20 protein-coding genes are annotated in these 23,414 nt (G+C 44.0%); 11 read left to right on the forward strand and 9 right to left on the reverse strand.

Features of this window, described 5'->3' with window-relative positions:
* Window positions 1-57 precede the first annotated feature (57 nt).
* Window positions 58-2,109: a DUF4139 domain-containing protein gene (locus EO131_RS07645; protein ID WP_127020524.1), complete on the forward strand. Its 2,052-nt coding sequence runs from the start codon at window positions 58-60 to the stop codon at window positions 2,107-2,109.
* A gap of 34 nt (window positions 2,110-2,143) precedes the next feature.
* Here the strand turns inward: EO131_RS07645 and EO131_RS07650 are convergent, their stop codons facing one another.
* Genes EO131_RS07650 through aroC form a run of 5 tightly spaced genes read right to left on the reverse strand, consistent with a single transcriptional unit; the run spans window position 2,144 to window position 7,613 of the window.
* Window positions 2,144-3,316: a flavohemoglobin expression-modulating QEGLA motif protein gene (locus EO131_RS07650; protein WP_127020526.1), complete on the reverse strand. Its 1,173-nt coding sequence runs from the start codon at window positions 3,314-3,316 to the stop codon at window positions 2,144-2,146.
* Entirely contained in the window at window positions 3,313-4,140 is an 828-nt protein-coding gene (locus EO131_RS07655; protein WP_127020528.1) for an N-formylglutamate amidohydrolase, read from the reverse strand. The genes EO131_RS07650 and EO131_RS07655 overlap by 4 nt, the downstream gene beginning before the upstream one ends.
* Window positions 4,133-5,164, reverse strand: a complete 1,032-nt coding sequence (gene gshB / locus EO131_RS07660) for a glutathione synthase (RefSeq protein ID WP_127020530.1) — start codon at window positions 5,162-5,164, stop codon at window positions 4,133-4,135. The genes EO131_RS07655 and gshB overlap by 8 nt, the downstream gene beginning before the upstream one ends.
* Window positions 5,165-5,175: 11 nt before the next feature.
* Window positions 5,176-6,492 (reverse strand): dicarboxylate/amino acid:cation symporter, encoded by a 1,317-nt coding sequence (locus tag EO131_RS07665; RefSeq protein ID WP_127020532.1) that lies wholly within the window; start codon window positions 6,490-6,492, stop codon window positions 5,176-5,178.
* A gap of 56 nt (window positions 6,493-6,548) precedes the next feature.
* Entirely contained in the window at window positions 6,549-7,613 is a 1,065-nt protein-coding gene (gene aroC, locus EO131_RS07670) for a chorismate synthase (protein WP_127020534.1), read from the reverse strand.
* 194 nt (window positions 7,614-7,807) lie between these two features.
* Here aroC and EO131_RS07675 point away from each other — a divergent pair, with 194 nt between their 5' ends.
* Window positions 7,808-8,710 (forward strand): UDP-2,3-diacylglucosamine diphosphatase, encoded by a 903-nt coding sequence (locus EO131_RS07675; RefSeq protein WP_127020536.1) that lies wholly within the window; start codon window positions 7,808-7,810, stop codon window positions 8,708-8,710.
* On the opposite strand, the gene EO131_RS07680 is transcribed toward EO131_RS07675, so the two are convergent.
* Complete coding sequence (locus tag EO131_RS07680) at window positions 8,681-11,599, reverse strand: FAD-binding and (Fe-S)-binding domain-containing protein (RefSeq protein WP_127020538.1); 2,919 nt, start codon at window positions 11,597-11,599, stop codon at window positions 8,681-8,683. The two genes, EO131_RS07675 and EO131_RS07680, sit on opposite strands and share 30 nt — an antisense overlap.
* An 89-nt stretch (window positions 11,600-11,688) precedes the next feature.
* Between EO131_RS07680 and EO131_RS07685 the strand changes: the two genes are divergently transcribed.
* A complete protein-coding gene (locus EO131_RS07685; RefSeq protein WP_127020540.1) occupies window positions 11,689-12,180 on the forward strand; it encodes a hypothetical protein in 492 nt (163 codons plus the stop codon).
* 102 nt (window positions 12,181-12,282) lie between these two features.
* Complete coding sequence (locus EO131_RS07690; RefSeq protein ID WP_127020542.1) at window positions 12,283-13,398, forward strand: TlpA disulfide reductase family protein; 1,116 nt, start codon at window positions 12,283-12,285, stop codon at window positions 13,396-13,398.
* Window positions 13,399-13,449: 51 nt separating this feature from the next.
* Here EO131_RS07690 and EO131_RS07695 read toward each other — a convergent pair whose 3' ends face one another.
* A complete protein-coding gene (locus tag EO131_RS07695; protein ID WP_164731664.1) occupies window positions 13,450-14,097 on the reverse strand; it encodes a rhomboid family intramembrane serine protease in 648 nt (215 codons plus the stop codon).
* A gap of 53 nt (window positions 14,098-14,150) precedes the next feature.
* Here EO131_RS07695 and EO131_RS07700 point away from each other — a divergent pair, with 53 nt between their 5' ends.
* Both EO131_RS07700 and EO131_RS07705 read left to right on the forward strand, forming a co-directional pair.
* On the forward strand, window positions 14,151-15,038 hold the full coding sequence (locus tag EO131_RS07700) for a lysophospholipid acyltransferase family protein (protein WP_127020546.1): 888 nt from the start codon (window positions 14,151-14,153) through the stop codon (window positions 15,036-15,038).
* Between the two features lie 112 nt (window positions 15,039-15,150).
* Window positions 15,151-15,681, forward strand: coding sequence for a DUF4440 domain-containing protein (locus EO131_RS07705; protein WP_127020548.1), 531 nt, complete (start codon window positions 15,151-15,153; stop codon window positions 15,679-15,681).
* A gap of 11 nt (window positions 15,682-15,692) precedes the next feature.
* Here the strand turns inward: EO131_RS07705 and glmM are convergent, their stop codons facing one another.
* Complete coding sequence (glmM, locus tag EO131_RS07710) at window positions 15,693-17,084, reverse strand: phosphoglucosamine mutase (RefSeq protein WP_127020550.1); 1,392 nt, start codon at window positions 17,082-17,084, stop codon at window positions 15,693-15,695.
* Window positions 17,085-17,175: 91 nt separating this feature from the next.
* Between glmM and EO131_RS07715 the strand changes: the two genes are divergently transcribed.
* Genes EO131_RS07715 through EO131_RS07725 form a run of 3 tightly spaced genes read left to right on the forward strand, consistent with a single transcriptional unit; the run spans window position 17,176 to window position 20,364 of the window.
* A complete protein-coding gene (locus tag EO131_RS07715) occupies window positions 17,176-17,769 on the forward strand; it encodes an acyl carrier protein phosphodiesterase (RefSeq protein WP_127020552.1) in 594 nt (197 codons plus the stop codon).
* The gene (gene ggt / locus EO131_RS07720; protein WP_127020554.1) at window positions 17,757-19,439 is read left to right on the forward strand and encodes a gamma-glutamyltransferase; all 1,683 of its coding nucleotides are present in this window, start codon (window positions 17,757-17,759) and stop codon (window positions 19,437-19,439) included. Before EO131_RS07715 ends, ggt begins: the two co-directional genes overlap by 13 nt.
* A 10-nt stretch (window positions 19,440-19,449) precedes the next feature.
* Entirely contained in the window at window positions 19,450-20,364 is a 915-nt protein-coding gene (locus EO131_RS07725; protein ID WP_127020556.1) for an ATP-grasp domain-containing protein, read from the forward strand.
* A 6-nt stretch (window positions 20,365-20,370) separates the two neighbouring features.
* On the opposite strand, the gene EO131_RS07730 is transcribed toward EO131_RS07725, so the two are convergent.
* Window positions 20,371-21,123: an XRE family transcriptional regulator gene (locus tag EO131_RS07730; protein WP_127021383.1), complete on the reverse strand. Its 753-nt coding sequence runs from the start codon at window positions 21,121-21,123 to the stop codon at window positions 20,371-20,373.
* A 100-nt stretch (window positions 21,124-21,223) separates the two neighbouring features.
* Between EO131_RS07730 and EO131_RS07735 the strand changes: the two genes are divergently transcribed.
* Entirely contained in the window at window positions 21,224-22,486 is a 1,263-nt protein-coding gene (locus EO131_RS07735; RefSeq protein ID WP_127020558.1) for a putative DNA modification/repair radical SAM protein, read from the forward strand.
* Between the two features lie 12 nt (window positions 22,487-22,498).
* On the forward strand, window positions 22,499-23,275 hold the full coding sequence (locus tag EO131_RS07740; protein ID WP_127020560.1) for a TIGR03915 family putative DNA repair protein: 777 nt from the start codon (window positions 22,499-22,501) through the stop codon (window positions 23,273-23,275).
* Window positions 23,276-23,414 lie beyond the last annotated feature (139 nt).

The following is a 23,414-nucleotide window of genomic DNA, read 5'->3' on the forward strand; positions in this document are numbered from 1 at the left end:
GGATTGCTTCTACTCTTGTTTCGACATAGGTTTGGATAACATTAAAATCCAACCGTTATGAAAAATATTGCTTTACTACTGTTCCTTGCCCCTATTTTACTATTCGCCAATGAGGAAAAGGTACCTTCCAAAATAAAGGAGGTCACTGTTTATTTAAGTGGGGCACAAATAACGCGGACGGCTATTTGCCAACTTCAAGAAGGGTCCAATAAGGTGGTTTTTTCTGGACTTTCGCACAAAATTGATGAAAGTAGCATCCAAATTTCGGGTCTGGGGGCCGTCTCCATTCTTTCCATTGTGTATAACATCAATTACCTTGAAAAATCGGAAAGCAATCCAAAGGTTAAGGAATGGAAAAATGAAGTCGATCGTTTGGAGCATGAGATATCCTTGCTTAAAAACACCATCGCTGGATTGGAAGAGGAAGAAAAAGTCATTACTTCCAACCGTGTGGTCAATGGCAATGACCAAGCGCTTGATCTGGAACGTATCAAACAAATTGGTGCCTATTATCGGGAACGCATTACCGCAATCAAGAACGAAATCTTTAAAACAATACTCAAAATCAACCAGCTAAATTTGGAAATGGGTGATTTAAAAAAGCAATTGGCTGAAGTAAAAAATGCCCCTGAAGTACCACAAGGTGAGATCACCATAACCTTTAATGCTCCTGTAGCCACCCAACTCAATGCAAGGTTGACCTATTTGGTGGAAGATGCCGGTTGGGTGCCCAATTACGATATCAAATCCTCTGGTTTGAACGCGCCCATCAACTTGGCCTATAAGGCAAACGTGTACCAAAAAACTGGGCAAGATTGGCAAAATGTTAAGGTGGTCCTTTCCACAGGAAATCCAAATTTCAACATTGCCAAACCCACTTTGGAAACCAAATACCTCAACTTTGTGTCCTCCTACCAAAAAAGGTACAGTCCAGCAGCTAAGAAAAAAGGATACGCCTACAATCCGAACGTAAAAAAAGTAGTGGGCACGATCACCGATGAATCCGGAGCGCCCCTCCCCGGCGCCAATGTCATAATTAAGGGAACTACTACCGGTACACAAACCGATTTTGATGGCAATTACAGTTTGGATATCCCCTTTGGACAAGAATTGACCTTCTCTTATATCGGTATGCATACACAAGAGTTGCCCATCTATGCTTCAATCATGAATTTAAGTTTGGAAGAAGATGTGCAAATGCTCGAAGAAGTTGTTACAGTTGGTTACACAACAGGTGCCGTTACTTCTGTTTCCCCAGAACGAATTTTGAATGGACGAACGGCAGGAATTTCTGTTCGAGGCAACTCGAATTCCTACAATCTTGAACCACTTTACATCATTGATGGCATTCCAGTGGCCGGATTTGTGGAAGGAGATCTGGATGCCAATGAAATTCAAGACATTGAAGTATTGAAAGGAGCCAATGCTACGGCCATTTATGGGAATCAAGGGCAAAATGGCGTTGTTGTGATCACCACCAAAAAGAGCCATGCCCAGGAAGGAGCGACCAAAACCGAATTTACCATTAAAAAGCCCTATACCATTTCTTCGGACGGCGATATCACTGCTATTGAAGTCAACACTTTTAAAATTGATGCCACCTATGAATACTTTGCAGCCCCGCTGATCAACGAAAATGTGTTCCTGACCGCGAGTTTTACCGATTGGGAAAAACACCAGCTTTTGCCTGGAGAAGCCAACATTTATTTTGAAGGCACCTATGCGGGAAAAACCGTTCTTGACCCCTATACCACCAAAAAAGAGATGGTCCTTTCTTTGGGTATCGATAACAACGTTACCGTTAAACGGGAACAAGAACGTAATTTTAAGAGCAAGTCCTTTTCCGGGAGCAATCGGACTGTAGATCGCACCTATAATTTGGAGGTAAAAAACAACAAGAATGTCCCCATCCAATTGAAATTGATGGACCGGATACCCATTTCCCAGAACAAAGAAATAAAAGTGGATGATATTAGCACCAATAACGCAGTTTTTGATGATCAAAAAGGACTTCTGACCTGGCGTTTGGAACTACCCTCCCAAAAGACCCAAACGGAACAGTTCTCTTTTAAGGTAAAATACCCCAAAGGAAGGTATATCTCGTTATAAATGAAACAAAAGGACCGATGAACTCGGTCCTTTTTTATTTCAAATTATTCAGAATAAAATCCAAGGTTTTGTTGGTGTTCAGTTTTTGGTCAAAACTGAAACTTTTGTGGGTAATGGGCTGTGCCAACCCCAGGCTTTTAAGATATTTTATGGTCTCTTCATTATCAAGATTGACCTTCCCCGTCAACATAAGGTCCATGCTCTCCTCATTTTTGTACCGCTTGTAGATCTTGCGAAGTCCACTGAGGTACAAACGGTCTTTGGTAAACCCACCTCCGCGATGCGCGCGTAGGGTAATGGTGAAGGCTTCATCGCGGTTCAATTTGTACTGCCCATGGATCAAATCAAAAGTGTCCGCAAAGGAATACCCCTTGATCAAGCTGTCTGCGGCCAAAACCCGATAAGCCAATTCCTTCAAGCGCTTTAAGGTCAGTGCCCCGCCCATATATTCACTGAATACCGCCAGTCCTTCTTGGGTTTCCACATTTTTGGGCAATCCGTTGGAGAAAATTTTCAACGGCTGTTGCAGTCCGTTGTAGGTAGTTACCAAATGCACCCCAATTTCATGGTTGGCCAAGGTTAGCAACTGGTTTTTACCGAATTTGGTGTTCTTTTTGATCAACAGGGACTGGGAACTGTTGCTGACCATTGCCTCGGCCGCAATATGGGTGGAGAATTTGATGTTCAACGGAAAATCGTACTGCCTTACAAACTCCTCAAAATAAGCTCTGGCCTCCTCTGCCGTATATACCTTTTCCATATCGGCAGCCATGGGTTCATCCGCAAAATGGAGGATGAATCGGGCGTTTTGTACATCCTTCTCCGTGGGCGTGCCATAAACCCGAAGGGAGTTGTAATAAAAATTCTTTCCTTTTCCTATGGTCTCAATGCACTGTACCATATTGGAATAGTAATAAATCACATCTTGGTACAATTTCCGAATGCGGTCATCGGCTATGCGCTCAAGACGTTGTGAAAAAAACAGGCGGTGCAGTTTATAGGGGTCAAATTTGAGCTTGGGATATTTGAATTCAGGCTCCACCGTATATTTCGAAGTGAAAAACCGGTGTTTTTCCTTTTCAATGTTCATGGGGTTGATGTAGCTCAACAATTCTATCTTCCCCACCAAGCGGTCCAAATTGGCATCAATTTCGAACAAGTCGGCATAGGCCTTGGCCAATTCCTGATTCTCCTTTTCCCCAATCATACGTTTTCTATTTCAAAGGCACGGACCATTTTTGGGATCATCACTTTCAGTTGCTCCTCCACGGAACGAACCACTTCGGGAAAGATAATGCCCGTTTGCTCGTCACAATACACTTTTGAGATTTCCGTGGCCAAAACTAAGGTATTGTCGAAATTGTTGGTAATAAATTTCAAGAAATGTCCGTTCCCCTGAAAGGTATCGTTCACATGGGCCAAAGTCTTGATTCCGTTTGGCAGCACCATGTTCCCTAGCATAAACCTCCAAAATTCGACCAGTTCACCAAAGCGGGCATTATCGATATTGGTCGTACCCAGATTCCAAAGGGGCACTTCCCTATCCCAGCGTTTCCAGTTGTAACTGTGCATATCAAAAACAATCACCTTTGGGAATTTGGCTTCCAATTTCTGTATCAAAGCAGCAACAACTCGATAAAAATTATGATGTTTTTGGCGGCTGAGCTCCCTTTCTTTAATGGGCAACGGTTCTTTCCAGAGTTCCTTGCCCCAGGCATCCTTGTAAATGGCAGTTTCGGGTGGGCGGTTCAAATCGTATTCAAAACGACTGTCGCAACCAGCAATAACAATGGGATGACTTTGCACCATTTCCTTGGTGCAGGGGTCTTCTTCATACCAGCGTTCATGTTCGGTATGGGTGCAATTGTCCCAAAGGGATTTTCGGAACTGATGGCCATCATGCACCGCACCACATACATAGGGAACGTAGGCATCAATTTTTAGGGTAAAGGAGTAATCTTCGGACACCGCCTCGAAAAGTTCCTCGTTTTGAATGCGTTGAATGATGTCGTCAACGGAACACTTAAGCATTTTCAACTTCGTTTCGCAATCTTGACCTTCGGTCGAAAGCCTTCAATTTATCCAAAACCTTGCTCTCGATAAAATCGATTACTTTGGTCTGTATCTTGGTTTTGTATACTTTGTTCATGTAGGTAATACCACCTGGAGACATCACATTGACTTCGACCAATTTGCCGCCTATTACATCAATCCCGACAAAATACAGTCCGTCTTTGACCAATTTGGGACCAATTTGCTTGCAAAGAGCCTTTTCTTGCTTGGTTAAGGTGTGTTTGGCGACCGAGCCTCCAGCAGAAACGTTGGAGCGATGATCGTCCGAACCTGGAATACGACGCATTGCACCAATGGGCTCCCCATTCAATAGTAAAATCCGGATATCGCCTTGGTCGGCACCTTCAATATATTCCTGGAGGATCACATAATTGGAAGATCCATCCGAGTTGGTCACATAAAAATCCAATAGGGAATTGATATTGGACATGGCTGATTTTTCAATCAAAATCACGCCTGAGCCACCATAACCATTCAACGGTTTCAATATCATTTTATCCGCAGGTGAGTTTTTGATCTGCTGGATCAAATATTTCTTGTTTTTCGACACGTGGGTCACCGGGATGATATTACTATGCGAATCCCCAAAAGCAGCAGTGTACAATTTATTGTTGGCCTCGCGAAGTCCTTGCAAGGAATTGACAATGAACACATCATCCTTAACAGAATCCAAAAAATTGAGCATTAAGGGATCTAGTGGTGGGTTGGCCCGCATGAATATAACATCAAAACCGGCCAAGGGCAACATCTCTTCGCGAGTGGTTGCCTGTTTGTAAAATGTCTTCTGACTGCTTGACACCTTGTCCATTCGATTGATTACCGTACAAAAAGCACTGGTAACACTGTTTCTAATGGTCAAGTTGGCCGGACTGCAAATGGCGACGCCATGGTTGCGCCGTACACATTCGTGGATCAAGGCCAGTGAAGTATCGTTCTCTGGATTGATCTCATCCCATGGGTACATCAGAAAGCAAATGTTCATACGAATTGGTTTTATTGGGCCGATGCGTCCTTATGATAATTGTCGTCCCAGTTTCTCACTTTGGGTTCCCCCAATTTCCCAACGGATTTGGCCACCAACATGGATACGGTTGCATCCCCCGAAACGTTAACTACCGTTCGGCACATGTCCAAAGGCCTATCCACGGCAAATATCAAGGCCAAGCCTGCTTCTGGAATCCCTGCTTGGGCCAGTACGATCACCAACATGACCATCCCTGCTCCCGGTACCGCTGCGCTTCCTATCGAAGCCAACGTAGCTGTTACAATGATGCCCAATTGTGCGGACAAGCTCAAATCCATCCCAAAGGCCTGGGCAATAAATACGGCTGCAACGGCTTGGTACAAACTGGTCCCGTCCATATTGATGGTAGCACCAATGGGCAACACAAAACTGGTGACTTCCTCTTCCACACCCAAATGTTCTTCCACTCGTTCCATGGTCACCGGTAAGGTTGCTGCACTGGAACTGGTGGAAAATGCCAACAACTGGGCAGGCGACATCCCCTTCATGAAAAAGGCAGGGCTTTTTTTGGTGAATATCCACACGATCAACAAATAAACGCAAAGCATCAAAGCCAAACCGAGCACCACACAGAAGGCGTACCAGGCCAAGGCTTTAAATAAATCTACACTGGGTGATTCCACCACCAAGGCAGCCAAAAGGGCAAACACACCATAGGGTGCCGCCAACATAATGATATCGATGAGTTTCAGGATGACTTCATTAAAGCCATCAAAGAATTTTTTGACCGGACTCGCTTGCTCTTCAGGAATCAAAATAAGGCCGATGCCAAAAAAGATGGCAAAGAAAATGACCTGTAGCATATTACCGTTGTCACTCGCTGCATTAAATATGTTGCTGGGCACCAAATCTTCCAAAGCCTGCAAAGGTCCTGCTTCTTTCTGTTTGTCCGCCTTCGATTTGATGGAATCCGCATCACCCTTATAACTTTCAACAAGTTCGTTTCGGGTATCTTCGGTAATGGAACCACCTGGTTTGACCACATTCACTACCAACAAACCGATCGATACGGCAATGACCGTAGTGATGATATAGGTTGCGATGGTTCGACCACCCATTTTGGAGAGTTTGGAAATATCCTTAAGATCGGAGACTCCTTTGATCAAAGAAGCCAAAATAAGGGGTACGGCAATTAATTTAAGTGCATTGATGAAAATGTTTCCAAAGGGTTTGATCCAATCGGCGACCAGCTTAGGGCCCCATTCCAATTGTACCATGATCAGCGCAAAAATAACACCAAGGGCCATCCCAATAAGGATACGCCAGTGTAATTCCAATTTCTTCATAAGATGGTTTTAATGGCAGTAAGATACTTTTTTGAACGGAAACGTCCTAACGCCTTTCAGATTTTGTTGGTGCGTGCCAACAGGGTATAGTCCGCCAAGACTAGGGCTGCCATGGCCTCCACAATGGGCACGGCCCTTGGCACCACACACGGATCGTGCCTGCCCTTACCTTGAGTGGTCACTTTTTCGCCGTCCTTGTTAATGGTTTCATAGGATTGCAGTACCGTGGCCACCGGTTTAAAGGCCACATTGAAATAAATGTCCATGCCATTGCTGATCCCTCCTTGCACTCCACCACTTCGATTGGTCTTGGTGGTTCCATCAGGATTGTAGGCATCGTTGTGCTCGCTGCCCTTCATGGTAACGCCGGCAAACCCACTGCCATATTCAAATCCCTTTACGGCATTGATGGAAAGCATGGCCTCGCCCAATTTGGCGTGCAATTTGTCAAAAACGGGCTCCCCCAAACCGATAGGTACATTTTGGATCACACAGGTGATCACACCCCCAATGGTGTCCCCTTCTTTTTTGATGGCCTTGATGTACTCCTCCATTTGTTGGGCCATACCGGGATCTGGGCAGCGAACGGCATTGGCCTCAATTTGGTTAAAATCCAACTCTTGGTAGGCTTTTTCCAATTTAAGATCCCCAACCTGAGATACAAATGCGTTGATTTTCACCTCTTTCAATAACTGTTTGGCAATGGCGCCTGCCACAACCCTGCTTGCCGTTTCACGCGCAGAACTCCGACCCCCGCCACGATAATCGCGGAAACCATATTTCTGATCGTACACATAATCGGCATGCGATGGGCGGTAGGAATCTTGGATATGGGAATAATCCTTGGATTTTTGGTTTGTATTGTGAATGGCAAAACCAATGGGTGTTCCCGTGGTCTTTCCTTCGAAAAGTCCCGAATAGAATTCAACCGTGTCCGGTTCTTTCCGTTGGGTTACAATGGCCGATTGGCCCGGCTTTCTTCGGTCCAGTTCATTTTGAATGGCATCAAGGTCCAATTCCAGCCCAGCTGGGCAACCATCCAACACACCACCCAATGCTTTTCCATGCGATTCACCAAAAGTGGTGAGCCTGAACAATTGACCAAAAGAATTTCCTGCCATTCGGTATAAAATTAAGAGAAACCCAAAGGTAGACCATATCCCCTTAAATCAAAAACCAAGGCACCACTTAATGTTATTGTAACATATTGAATCCGTGGATGATGATTTTTTAACGATAATGTTATGTATTGATGATTTGAATTTGATTTTCAGTTTATCCTGACCAGTTTATTTTGCATATAAATCCCAATAGCTTGAAAAAAAGGAAGATAGAACTCGCTGTAATTTCAGATGTCCACCTAGGAACCTACGGCTGTCATGCCGATGAATTGTTGGCCTACCTCAATAGCATACAACCCAAAAAGCTGGTGCTGAACGGGGACATTATCGATATTTGGCAATTCAGCAAACGCTACTTCCCCCCTTCCCATTTAAAGGTGCTTCGCAAAATCATTGGAATGGCATCCAAGGGCACTGAAGTTTTCTATATCACTGGAAATCACGATGAAATGCTGCGTAAGTTCAGTGATACTTCAATGGGAAATTTTAAGATTGCCAACAAATTGGTGCTGGAACTAGACGGAAAAAAAGCATGGATCTTTCATGGCGATGTTTTCGATGTGTCCATCCAAAATGCCAAATGGTTGGCCAAATTGGGCGGTTACGGGTATGACATTCTTATTTTGATCAATAGTTTTGTAAACTGGTGCCTGGCCAAATTGGGGCGTGAAAAATATTCATTGTCCAAACGCATCAAAAACAGCGTGAAAAGCGCTGTGAAGTACATCAATAATTTTGAACGTACTGCTGCCGATCTGGCTATTGAGAACGGCTATGATTATGTGATCTGTGGACACATCCATCAACCCAAAAAAGAAGTTTACGAAAACAGGCATGGTAGCTGTATCTATCTTAATTCAGGGGATTGGGTAGAAAACCTTACCGCTTTGGAATATTCGTTCAAAAGATGGAAAATATACCATTACAACCACGACCGGTTGTCCCCTTTCTTTGCGGATGAAGACCTCAAGGAAATGGATATGAACGAACTCATCGCCTCCATTACCCAAAAAGAAGTGGAAATCGAGGAAATGAAAATCGACCCCGAGACCGAAAAACAAAAGTCTTTAGACGACCAAGGCCTCTCTCAAGATTGAGACGGGGTGTTTGGCCTCTCTTTTCGTCCCATCCTTAATCTGATGCCTGCAACTCGTCCCGTTGGCCGCAATAATGGTTGACGCATCGCTCTTATTGATCGCAGGAAACAATTTTAAATTGCCCACTTGCATACTGGTCTCGTAATGTTCCTTTTCGTAACCGAAAGATCCGGCCATGCCACAACAACCTGAAGGAATAATGGTCACCTTGTAGTTTTTGGGCAGGTTCAGCATATCAAAGGTGACCTTTTGATTGCTCAACGCTTTCTGGTGGCAATGCCCATGTATTTTGATGTGTCGTTCTTTCTCGGTAAAGAAATCCGAAGAAATATGGCCTCCTTTGATTTCCGCAGCCAAAAATTCCTCGATCAAATAAGAGTTGGTAGCCAATTTGGCCAATAACTCCTTATCATCGTGCAATCGCTGGTATTCGTCCCGAAACGAAAGGATGGCCGAGGGCTCCAATCCCACTATTGGAATGTTCTCCTCCAAAATAGGCTTCAGTTTTTCCAAATTTTGGTCCACCAACTTTTTGGCCTGTTTCAAAAATCCTTTGGAAAGATAGGTGCGGCCACTTTCTGCATAAAACAACTCCACCTCGTAACCCAACTTGCATAATAGTTCGATGGCATCTTTCCCCACCTCAATATCCAGGTACTTCACAAACTCGTCCACATAGAGCACCACCCTTTTTTTGGATAGGTCGGTGCGCTCCGCTTTGAACTTTTCCAGGTGTTTGTCAAAATCAAATTTGAACACGGGCGGCATGCTTCGCTGGATGGCCACGCCTGCCATTTTCTTCATTAAGCCGCTTACGGTTCGGGATTTGTACATAGCGTTGGTTAAACCTGCCATTTTACTACTAAATGCATTCAATCGGGTGTTGTAAGCAAACAATTTACTGCGCATCGAATACCCATTGGACTCCTGATACTGGTATAAAAACTCTGCTTTGAGTGTGGCAATGTCCACATTGCTGGGGCATTCACTGGCACAGGCCTTGCAACTCAAACAAAGGTCAAAAACCTGCTTGAGTTCGGCATGGTCAAACCGATTGGTTTTTTCTGAGTTGGTCAAAAACTCCCGTAAGGCATTGGCCCTTCCGCGGGTAGTGTCCTTTTCATTTTTGGTCGCTTGGTAACTGGGGCACATGGCCCCACTCATGTGATGGCTTTTGCGGCAATCCCCACTTCCATTGCATTTTTCGGTGGCACGGAGAATGCCTTCACTATCCGAAAAATCCATCACGGTTTCAATAAAAGGCTCCTTCCGATCTACTTCATACCGAAGGGATTCGTCCATGGGAAATGCATCTACAATTTTCCCGGGATTGAATATGGTGTTCGGGTCGAACAATGCTTTTACGCGCTTCAACAACGCGTAGTTGTTGTCGCCAATCATTAGAGGGATGAATTCGGCACGAACAATACCATCTCCATGTTCCCCACTAAAACTGCCGTTATATTTTTTGGTCAATTTGGCCACTTCCGTGGTAATGGATCGGAACAGGACCACATCCTCCGATTTTTTCAGGTTCAATATGGGGCGAAGGTGCAATTCTCCTGCTCCGGCATGGGCGTAATACACGGCTTCCTGCCCGTACTCCTCCATTATTTTGGAAAACTCACCGATAAAATCCTTCAGGTCTTCCAAGGCCACCGCGGTATCCTCAATACAGGCCACCGCCTTTCGGTCTCCCACCATATTGCCCAAAAGCCCCAATCCGGCCTTCCTGAGCTCTACGGCTTTGTTAATGTCATCCCCATATAAAACAGGGCTGGCATAGCTTAACCTTGAATCAGAAATGGTCTTTAAAAGTTCCTTCAATTGAACCTCAAGGTCGGCTTCATTATCTGCACGCACCTCCAACATCAGGATGGCTGCAGGATCTCCTTCCACAAAAAATCGGTTCGCCAATTGTGCCCGGTTGTTTTTGGTGCAATCCAGAATCACCTTGTCCATCATCTCACAAGTATGCAATCGGTGCTGCATCACTGGCGCTACATCTTTCAAACTATCGGCAAGGGTACGGTAATGGGTGGCGACCATGGCCGAAAAGCTGGGCGGCAGGTCATCCAACTGAAGGGTTATTTCCGTGGTAAATGCCAACGTGCCTTCGCTGCCCGATAACAATTTACAAAGATTGAATTCCCGTTCATCGTTTTCGCTAAAAATCGAATTGTGCAGCAACTCATCCACCGCATACCCTGTATTTCTTCTATGGATGCTGGGTTTGGGAAATTCTTTTCGTATTTCTTCCTGGGTCTCTGGGTTGGAGAGTTCCTTATATAATTCGTTGTAAATTTTGGCCTCCAATGATGATCCTTCCCTTTTTTGATGGAATTCCTGGGGTGATAGGCTGGAAAAAACCGACTCGCTCCCATCGGAAAGAATGCATTGCATGGCTACGACCTTATCTCTGGTTACCCCATATTGAATGGATGTGGTTCCCGACGAGTTATTGCCTACCATTCCCCCAATCATACAGCGATTGGAAGTGGAGGTGTTGGGGCCAAAAAACAGTCCGAAGGGTTTCAAATATTGGTTCAGTTCGTCCCGCACTACCCCGGGCTGAACGGTTACCTGCTTTTTTTCCTTGTCCAGTTCGACAATCTTGGTAAAATACCGGCTGACATCAACCACAATGCCCTCGCCCACACACTGTCCTGCCAAGGAAGTTCCTGCCGTTCTTGGGATCAACCCTACCTTGTTTTCATTGGCAAAAGCAATCAAATGTTTAATATCTTCCGCGTTTTTGGGGTAAGCCACTGCCAAGGGTGTTTTCCGGTATACAGAAGCGTCAGTGGCATAAAGGGCGCGGCTTAATTCATCGGCGAGCAGGTCCCCTTGCAGCTGATCGGCAAGGTGATTTAACAACTTTTTTTCCAATTTGGAATACTTTTTGGGAACTAAAACAGTTTTCTGAACGTAAATCTATAACAAAACTATCTCTAATTTTTAACTTAAAAGAGAAACACATGAAGATTACCACATTATTTACCGCTCTGTTGGTTTTTGCAACAGTATCGATGAGTGCGCAACAAATTTCCGACCATGCCCTAGGTCTCCGTTTGGGCGACAGCGATGGCTTTGGTGCAGAAATTTCATATCAAAAGGCCCTTGGCCAGTACCACAGGCTCGAATTTGATTTGGGCTGGCGCGATAGCCGCAACTTTGATGCCTTCAAGTTGGCCGGATTGTACCAATGGGTGCATCAATTGGATGGCAACTTTAACTGGTACTACGGTGTTGGTGGCGGATTGGGAAGCGTGGATTTTGCCGATCCCATTTTAGATGAGGATGATGGATTGTTCGTTTTTGGTGCCGGTGATATCGGGATTGAATACAATTTCGATATTCCATTATTGATTTCTTTGGATTTTAGACCTGAAATCGGTCTGATCGGATACGATGGGTTTGATAATGATTTTGATTTTGACATTGCCCTCGGTATTCGGTACCAGTTTTAACGAATATTTATAGGAATTTTAAAGACTTGGCCCTCAATATTAAGGGCCAAGTTTTTTTATTGCCAGATGTAATGAATACCTTAGCGTTCTAAAATTTTTTAAATGAAAAGAGTATTTACAGGTATCCTTGGATTGGTGTTATTGGCATCATGTAATTCAGAACCCAAAGGGTATACCATTAGTGGAACAATAAGTGGTGAACCCGATAACGGGTTGAAGGTTTTCCTAAAGACCACCGATTCCCTTAACCAATTGATTGATATCGATACCACGACCATAGAAAATGGGCTGTTTGCCTTCGCGGGCAACCAAGCAGAACCCAAATTGCACTACATTTTTATAGAACAGACCAGAGGCAATGTGCCATTGGTAGTGGAAAATGGGGATATAGAAATTTCCTTTCCAAAGGACAGCATAAGCTTTGCAAAAATATCTGGAACTGCACAGAACGACATGTTCATGAATTTCTTGACGGAATCCAGAAAACTATCGGATAGGGCCCTATCCATGCAAAACGATATGCGTATGGCTGCACAGCAAATGGACACGGCAACCGTAACAGCCTTGCGTGAAGAATTCATCGAGTTTCAGGAAGAAGCGAAGAATTTTAACGTGGATTATGTAAAGAACAATCCCAATGCCTTGATTTCCGTGTTGATCATTGGCAATATGATGGCTTCCAAAGCCCTACCCTTGGATGAAGTAAAAACCTTGTTCGATGGCTTGACCCCGGAAATGAAGGCAACTGAACCCGGTAAAAAACTGGAAGAGCAGTTGGAAAACATGAAATCCACAGATATCGGAGCCATTGCCCCTGATTTTTCAGCGCCAACACCCGATGGCAATGTATTGGCATTGAGCGATGTAACTGGTAAATCCAAATTGACCTTGGTCGATTTCTGGGCCGCTTGGTGTAGACCTTGCCGTGCTGAAAACCCCAATATTGTATCTGTTTATAACAAATACAAAGACAAAGGCTTCAACGTTTTGGGCGTTTCCTTGGACACACAAGCGGAACTTTGGAAAAATGCCATCGAATCTGACGGATTGGCATGGAGCCACATCTCCAACCTACAACGATTTAACGACCCTGTCGCTAGATTATACAACATCGATGCGATTCCCGCTGCTTTTTTATTGGATGAAAACGGAGTGATCGTTGCAAAAAATTTGAGAGGTCCAGCCTTGGAAGAAAAAGTCGCCGAGTTGCTGAACTAGAAAAGCATTAACAGTATAAAGCCTCCCAAATGTGGAGGCTTTTTTATGCGGCTATATTTTTCCCATTTTCTCCAGAACAAACAGGATAATGATCGGAATGGCCAAGACAATCACAATAAACGTGTCGGTCACAAAAAGCTCCGGTTTAAACAATAATGTCGTGGCATATCCACCAACCGCTCCCCCAAAATGGGCGGTATGACCAATATTGCCCAAACGGCTCTTCATGCCATAAATGGAATACAGAAGGTAGGCAATACCCAATACATATGCCGGTAGCGGAATGGGAATGAACATAATGCCCAATTGCATGTCGGGGTTCAGCAAAATGGCGGCATAAAGTATCCCGGTAACGGCACCACTGGCCCCCACGGCACTATAGTACGGCTCATCTTTATGAAAAAAGAGGGCCAATAGGCTACCCCCCAACAAACTGACCAGGTATATGATCAAAAACTTTCCTGGACCGAACCAACTGATCACCACATCGGCAAAAAAGTACAGCGTGAACATGTTGAAAAATAAATGGGAAATATCCACATGAAGGAAACCAGATGTGAACATACGATCCTTTTGTCCGGCCTGAATGGCATTGATACTGAACTTATATCGGTCAAAAAAGGCAGAATTGCCAAAGCCTCGAATGGAAACCAAAATATTGGCTGCAATAATGGCAATGGTAGCGATGTGTAAATTCATCATGGGGATAAGTTTGGCTCAAATATAGCTATATTTGCACACAAGAAAAGTCTATGCAGCTAGTAGTTTATTTGTTGGTTTACCCCCTACTTTGGTTGGTTTCCAGACTTCCGTTCCGAGCGCTTTACTTCCTATCAGATGGCATTTATATTTTGCTGTACCACGTTATCGGATATCGAAAAAAAGTAGTTCGTGACAATTTAGAACTTGTATTTCCTGAAAAATCTGAAGAAGAACGTCTCCGACTGGAAAAAAAGTTTTTTCGACATATGTGCGACATCTTTTTAGAGATGATAAAAACCTTGGGGATCAGTAAGGAAGAAATCCAAAAACGATTCAGCTACACCAATATCGATCTATTGTTAAATCTGGAAAAAGAGCATAAAAATACCATGCTCATGTTACCGCATTATGCGAGTTGGGAATGGGTCCTGTCCCTAAATATCCGAATCGCTTCAAAAGGCTATGGTATTTATCAAAAAATTCAGAATAAATATTTTGACAAACTGGTCAGACGTATAAGGGGAAAATATAACACTACTTTGATTTCCACCAGAGAATCCCGAAAAATTCTGCAATTGGCAAAGGAAAGCAACGAATTGCTGATGGTTGGAATAATCAGTGACCAATCGCCAATGGTAAGCAGGGCAAAATACTGGACAGATTTTATGGGAATTGTTGTACCAGTGCATGTTGGCGGTGAAGAAATTTGCAAAACGAACGATATTATCCCCGTTTATTTGAAAGTGGAAAAAAAGAAAAGGGGATATTATGAAGGAACCTTTAAAATTCTTTCCGAAAACCCTACCGAAGTCGAAGATTATAAAATAACCGATGCTTTTTTAAGGGAAACGGAAAAATCCATCCGCGAAGCCCCGGAGTACTATTTCTGGACCCATAAACGCTGGAAACACCGGAATAAAGTACCTTCAAACTTATAATCAATTCTGTTCAAAGATTTGATTAATAGAGATGTTCTATCTTTTTTCTTGTTTTAAATCAATATAAACGAACAAATTGTTTGATAATATTGCGATAGTCAATCAAGATAAAATGAAACAATCCATCACCTTTCTACTACTTCTATTTTTTAGTGTAACATTTGGGCAAGATCCAGCCAAGTCTGTTTCATCTGAAATCATGGAATCCATCAAATCAGATGTTTGGGTTCCTTTTATGGAATCCTATGACGAATTGGACAGTCAAAAAATAAAAACCATTCATTCCCAAGATATTGTTAGAGTCCTAGTACACCAAAATCAGGTTGAAACAGGCTCAACATATCTGGACAATTTTGCAGGTTTCATTGAATCTGTAAAGGATAAGGGTGATAGGATTGGGATTTCCTTTGCTATTTTAACCACAGCAGTTGACCATACCGGTACCATCGCATACCAAACTGGGTATTATCGCTTCAGATCATACGGTAACGGAGCTAAAAATCCCATATTTCAAGGATATGGCTATTTCCATGTGGGATTGCGAAAAGAAAACGGGACATGGAAAATTTGGTTGGATTCAGACAATCACACCGATATTACGGATGAAGATTTCAACAATTGTGAAATCATTTATGAGCTTTAAGCATTTTTTGCTTAGTCCAATCCAGCTATATTCTTAATTTCATTTATAATCCGGTCTGCCAGGGCATCTGCTTCGTTTTGGGATTTTGCCTCTGTGTAGATTCGAATAATGGGTTCCGTGTTGGATTTGCGCAGGTGCACCCAATTTTCAGGAAAATCAATCTTTACGCCGTCGATGGTAGAAACCTCTTCATGTTGGTATTTATTATGCATTGCTTCCAAGAGGGCATCCACATCCAAATCCGGGGTCAATTCAATTTTCTTTTTGCTCATAAAATAGCTGGGATAGCTGGCTCGAAGTTCCGCTACGGTTCCGCCGCGTTCTGCCATCAACATTAAGAACAGGGCTGTGCCCACCAAGGCATCACGACCGTAATGGCTTTCAGGATAAATGATGCCGCCATTGCCCTCTCCACCGATAATGGCGTTGTTGGCTTTCATTTTTGCGACCACATTCACCTCTCCAACAGCAGCCGCTTCATAACTGCCGCCATGCTTCTCGGTAATGTCGCGCAGTGCCCTCGATGAAGACAAATTGGAAACCGTATTGCCTTTGGTCTTGCCCAACACGTAATCGGCACACGCCACCAAGGTATATTCTTCGCCGAACATTTCACCGTCATTGCTGATAAAGGCCAAGCGGTCCACATCGGGATCCACCACAATACCAAAATCGGCTTTTTCCTCCACCACTTTCTTGCAGATATCTCCCAAATGCTCCTTTAGCGGTTCTGGGTTATGGGGAAAATGGCCTGTAGGGTCGCAATACAACTTTACAACTTCCACCCCAAGTTCCTGTAACAATTTAGGTATGGCAATTCCCCCAGTGGAATTTACGCCGTCCACAACCACCTTAAAACCTGCTTTTTTGATAGTGTCCGCATCTACCAATGGCAATTCCAGGACTTCATCAATATGGATGTCGATATACGAATCGTTTTTTATGATCTCGCCTAGGTCGTCAACCGCTGCAAATTCAAAATCTTCATTCTCGGCCAGGGCCAAAATCTTGGCGCCTTGTTCCGCATCCAAAAATTCCCCGCGTTCGTTCAATAATTTTAAGGCATTCCACTGTTTGGGGTTATGACTGGCGGTGAGGATGATGCCTCCATCCGCCTTTTCCAAAGGAACGGCAATTTCCACAGTGGGTGTAGTTGAAAGCCCCAAATCAATGACATCAATCCCCAAACCGACCAAAGTCGACACTACCAAATTCTGAATCATCTCACCTGATAGTCGGGCATCCCTTCCAATTACAACGGTCAATTTCTCCTTTTGGGAATAATCCTTTAACCAGGTGCCGTAAGCAGCAGCGAATTTTACAGCATCCACAGGGGTTAAATTGTCATTGGTTTTGCCTCCAATGGTACCTCGTATTCCAGAAATTGATTTGATCAGTGTCATAATTGTTAAAAAAGTTTTTGCAAATATAACCGCACCTACCCAATTGCATGTGTCTAAATCCTTAATTTCGACGGAAACGTTTTTTGCCCCGATGAATTTCTTGGCACATATTTATCTCTCCTTCGATGATGACCAGATTACTTTGGGCAATTTCTTTGCAGACCACATCCGTGGGAACAAATACAAGCATTTTCCCGAAAAAATCCAGAAGGGCATCATTTTGCACCGGGAAATAGACACCTTTACCGATGCCCACCCCATTGCCAAACAAAGCAGCAAGCGGTTGCACAAAAATTATAGCCATTACAGCCGGGTGATCGTGGATATCTATTATGATCATTTTTTGGCCAAGAACTGGGACAACTATTCCAACGTTCCACTTAAAGAATATGTGCACGGGTTTTATGATCTTTTGGAGGAAAACTATGAAACCCTGCCCTTGCCCACCAAACGGATGATGCCCTACATGATTGCCGATAATTGGTTGCTCAATTATGCCAATTTGGCCGGTATCGACCGCGTATTGAACGGCATGAACCGACGCACCCAGAATAAATCCAAGATGAATTTTGCCATTTTGGACCTTGAAGAACACTACAAAGAATTCGAAAATGAATTCACCGCTTTTTTTGAAGAATTGATTACCTTTTCCCGACAAAAATTCAATGTTTTATGCGAAGACTGATACTCCTTCTCCCCCTACTCCTTTTTATCAATTGTAAACAACAACCTGCATCACCAACCGGACTGGTCACCGAAAAAGCAATGGTGGTGTCCGCACGTGAGGAAGCATCCCGGATTGGGGTGGAAATCATGCAAAAGGGAGGCAATGTATTTGATGCCATGGTAGCGACCGAACTGGCCTTGGCAGTGGCCTATCCCTTTGCCGGCAATTTGGGCGGTGGCGGATTTATGGTCTATCGTAAAAACAATGGCGAAGTTGGAGGCATCGATTATCGCGAAAAAGCCCCCTTGGCTGCCCACAAAGATATGTACCTTGATTCGTTGGGGAACGTGATTCCGAACATGAGCACTTCGGGGGCCACCTCGGCCGGAGTGCCCGGTACAGTGGCCGGAGTAATGGCCGTTCATAAAAAATTTGGCTCCTTGCCTCTATCCGAAATCATGGAACCCATCATTGCATTGGCAAAACGAGGTGTTGTGGTCACGGAAAAACAAGCAGATCGTTTGGAAAGTTACCGCGACCGTTTCATAGAAGCCAATGGTGACAGTACAAAATTCGCAGGTCCTTTTAAGGCGGGTGATACCATAAAATATCCCGAATTGGCCCAAACACTGCAAATCATCATGGAACAGGGCCACGATGGTTTCTATAAAGGAGAAGTGGCCCAAAAATTAGCGGCTTTTGTACAGGAAAAAGACGGTTTTATTACTGAGGAGGATTTGGCCAGATACCAAGCAAAATGGCGTGATCCCATCGAATTCGATTATAAGGACCTTCATGTGATATCCATGAGCCCCCCGAGTAGCGGAGGCGTTACCATCAACCAAATTTTTAAGATGATGGAACCCTACAATATTTCCAAACTTGGACACAATTCGACCAAAAGCATTCAATTGTTCACGGAAGCATCCCGAAGGGCCTATGCGGACCGGAATTACTTCCTGGGCGACCCCGATTTTGTTGATATTCCGTATGATATGCTCTTAAATGATGGTTACTTACAAGATAGAATGGCCAATTTCTCCTTCGACAAGGCCACATTGTCCTCGGATGTGAGCCACGGCGAAGTGGAAATCATCGAAAGTGACGAAACCACCCATTATTCCATTGTGGATAGTGAAGGGAATGCCATTTCTGCCACTACCACCTTAAATGGCGGCTACGGTTCCAAACTCTATTGTGATGAACTGGGCTTCTTTTTAAACAACGAAATGGATGATTTCAGCTCCAAACCGGGGGTCCCGAACATGTTTGGCCTTGTGGGCGCTGAAGCAAACAGTATTGCCCCGGAAAAACGGATGCTGAGCAGTATGACACCAACCATCGTGGAAAAAGATGGCAAATTATATATGGTGGTGGGCACCCCTGGAGGTTCTACGATCATCACGGCAGTGGCGCAGACCATTCTCAATGTGTACGAATTTAATTTGAGCATGCAGGAAGCTGTGAATGCACCCCGTTTTCACCACCAATGGTTGCCGGATATGGTCATTTTTGAACCGGAAGGCTTCCCGGAGGAATTGATTGCCGAACTTGAAGCCAAGGGCTATATCATCAATAAGGAACGAACGCCCATTATTGGAAAAGTAGATGCCATTCGCGTATTGCCCAATGGAAAATTGGAAGGTGGTGCCGATAAACGAGGCGACGATACTGCAGTTGGATTTTAATTGAATTTGAATGACATACGACGTAGTTGTTCTGACCGATCCAAGGTATATCAATCCCAAAAAAACCTCGGATTACATCAACAATGTGCTATTGGAAGACCGCTTGGTATTGGAAGCCTTACAAAACGAGGGGCTAAATGCCATCCGAAAATCATGGGATGACCCCGATTTTGATTGGTCCCAAACCCATTTCGCCCTTTTCCGAACCACATGGGATTATTTTGATCGGTACCAGGAGTTTTCCGAATGGTTCCAAAAGGCATCAAGTCAGACCCAGTTCATCAATTCCAAACAACTGATCCATTGGAATATTGATAAGCATTACCTCATGGACTTGGCCAAGCAAGGAGTTCGGATTCCCAAAACTTTAATAGTTGAAAAAGGCTCCGATATGACTTTAAAAACTGCTTTTGACCGAGCTGTTCAGGCGCATAGTTTCAGAAATGACCTGTTTGTATTGAAACCATGCGTTTCTGGAGCGGCAAGGCATACTTATAAAATCAACAGTGCCGACATTGAAAACTTTGAAGGTATTTTCAAGGAATTGATTGCCGAAGAGGCCATGATGTTGCAGGAGTTTCAAAACAACATTGTTACCGAAGGGGAAATGTCCATGATGCTGTTCGATGGCGCATTTACCCATGCCGTGCTCAAAATTGCCAAACCTGGTGATTTTAGGGTGCAGGATGATTTCGGTGGGTCGGTGCATGAATACAGTCCATCAAAAGAACAAATAGTTTTTGCCCAAAAAGTGGTGCAAGCGGCACCTGAACTTCCAATTTACGCCCGCGTAGATCTTTTTAAGGACAATGAAGGCGAATGGGCCTTGGCAGAATTGGAAATTTTTGAACCGGAGCTTTGGTTTCGACGCAATCCCAATGCAGCCACAACTTTGGCGAAGGCCATAAAATCAAGGTTTTTTTAGGGATTTCTATCGGGTAATCTGCCTTTTCAGCTCTTCCATGGACTCTTGCAGCTGTCGCAATAGACCGGTTTCCGTAGTGGCGTCCACATTAAAGGTCAATTTGCTGCTCACTTCCCAAATTTCCTGAATTTGGAACGGCTTGATTTCGTAGGGAGGGTAATTTTCGTTCAAAGACACCAAGGTAATGTTGTTGGAATTGGGTCTCCGTTCAATTTTTTTCACCATCACGGAATCTTGCAAAACCACCACATACATTTTATTGGGACTCACATGGTCAATGTGTTCAATGGCCCGAGCCAGAACCCAATCATTCGGCCTTAAATTGGGAAGCATACTGTCGCCCTCCACTTGAAATCCACGATAGGTGGCGTTGCGAAATTCTGGAATGGGCAAATCAAAGGCTGGCAATTGGCGGTACCAACTCGTATCGGCTATATTCTGTGGATATCCTGCAGCAGCTTTGGCGTTCACCAAGACCATGTTGTCATTATCCGAATTGTCCACGGTGACCACTTTTGGGATTACGCTGGTCTTGGACGTATCCAAATGTTTTTGATCACTTTCGCCAAACAACCAGAGCGGATTGATCTTAAACTGACGCAACAATTCGGCGACCACCTTGCCGGATAGTTTCGTCCTACCCCGTTCAATATCTGCCGTGGTGTTTTTTACACCCAACAAATCCGCGAATTCGGTCTGCGTGTAGCCCAATTCCCTTCGGATATCGGTAAATCGTTTTATGGTCAATTCGTTCTCCACAACCCAAATATAGGTATTTTGGAATATTTCCAAAACTTTTTATGGATTATTTCCATTTATTGGAATATTTCCATATTTTTGATTGGATTATTTCCAAGCTATGAATTTTGATAGGGTACGTGAAAAATTGAACATCTTGGCCGATGCCGCAAAATATGATGTTTCCTGTGCCAGTAGTGGCAGTAACAGGAAAAATACCAACAAGGGTTTGGGCGACGCCTCCAAAATGGGCATTTGCCACAGTTATACCGAAGACGGTCGTTGTATTTCTTTGTTGAAAATTTTACTGACCAACCACTGCATCTATGATTGTGCCTATTGCGTTACCCGCAGAAGCAACGATATTAAACGCGCTGCCTTTAAAATTCAGGAAGTGGTGGATCTGACGATTAATTTTTATCGAAGAAATTACATTGAGGGTCTTTTTTTAAGCTCCGGTATTTTCAAGAATGCAGACTACACCATGGAACGATTGATTGCGGTGGCCAAAAAACTGCGGGAGGAGGAAAACTTTAACGGGTACATCCATTTAAAATCCATTCCAGGGGCCAGCGATGAACTGATGTACGAAGCAGGTCTCTACGCCGATCGCTTATCCGTGAACATTGAAGTGCCGACCGTTTCTGGGTTGAAGCTTTTGGCTCCCGAGAAAAAACACGAGGATTTCACCAAGCCCATGCTTAAGGTGAAAAACGAAATCGTAAGGTATAAATCCGAGCATAAGATTATTAAAAGCACTCCAAAATATGCCCCAGCGGGACAAAGTACCCAAATGATCGTGGGCGCCTCCGGGGAGTCGGATAAGGATATCATGTATTCTGCGACCTACTATTACAAAAAGTACCAAATGCGAAGGGTCTATTATTCTGGTTATGTTCCGGTTATGGAAGATGAACGGCTGCCAGCCATAGGTTCCCAAGTTCCGATGCTCCGTGAAAACAGGCTGTACCAAACCGATTGGTTGTTGCGCTTCTATGGATTTTCCGTTACCGAAATTCTCAATAAGGATTATCCCAATTTGGATATGGAGGTTGACCCTAAACTTTCATGGGCACTTCGGAACATGCACCATTTTCCGGTTGATGTGAACACGGCTGACAAAGATCTGTTATTGCGCGTCCCTGGGTTGGGCGTGAAATCGGTGAACAAAATCCTACACGCTCGACGATTTAGAAAATTGAACTGGGACCATCTGAAAAAAATCGGGGTGGCCCTCAACAGAGCCCAATATTTTATGCTCTGTGATTCCCGACATTGGGAACATCGAGACCTTGACTCGGACAGACTCAAAGGCATGATCCTTCAAAATTCGTCCGGCAAGTTTCGAAATCAGTATAGTACACAATTATCCTTGTTCAATTAAAAAATGAACGCTATGCAACCTTCAACAACACTAATTTACGACGGCAGTTTCAATGGTTTTCTAACCGCTGTGTTCGTCGCCTTCGATGAAAAAATCAACGTGGCCGATATCCAACGAAATGGACTGGGCCAAAGTGGTCTGTTTTCGGAGACAGAAACCATTTTCACCCACGTGGAAAAGGCCAAACGAGTTTGGAACGGCATCCGAAACAAAAGCCACAATGCCATTTCCCAAGTCTATTTTGCTTTTTTGAGCGAAACTGAAGGGGTTGAAAACCTACTGTACGACTACATCCAAAAATTGATGCGAACGAAAAACGGTAAGTACCTCGATTATTCGGACAGTACGATATTGCATATTGCCCAATTGGCACGGAAAGTGGGCCGTGAAAAACACCGTATGGAGGCGTTTGTGCGGTTTCAATTGACCCAGGACGGTATCTATTTCGCCAATATTGAACCAGATTTTGATGTGCTGCCCTTAATTTCCAAACACTTTCGCGACCGCTACGCCGACCAACAATGGCTGATCTATGACGTAAAGCGCAAATATGGCATCTATTATAATCTGGACCATGTGGAAATGGTATCCCTGAACCTGAAGGACATTCACCATAACCGAACCCGAAAGAGCGAGGTTTTTGTGGACGCGGAATACGATTACCAGGCCTTATGGAACGATTATTTTAAAAGCACGGGTATCAAATCACGCATCAACCCCAAATTGCATACGCAACATGTGCCCAAACGATATTGGAAGTATTTGAGTGAGAAAAAGGAGGCGGTTTAAAGTATCGTTTTTAAAACATCATATTATGTTAAGCCAAAGATTATGTAAGCAACAAAAAAAGACACTCCAATAAAAACGATTGATCCGACTAGAACATTGATCATATGTTGCTCTAACTTTGCATAAGAATCTTGCTTTC

The sequence above is a fragment of the Flagellimonas beolgyonensis genome (assembly GCF_003992615.1).
GTDB lineage: Bacteria > Bacteroidota > Bacteroidia > Flavobacteriales > Flavobacteriaceae > Flagellimonas > Flagellimonas beolgyonensis.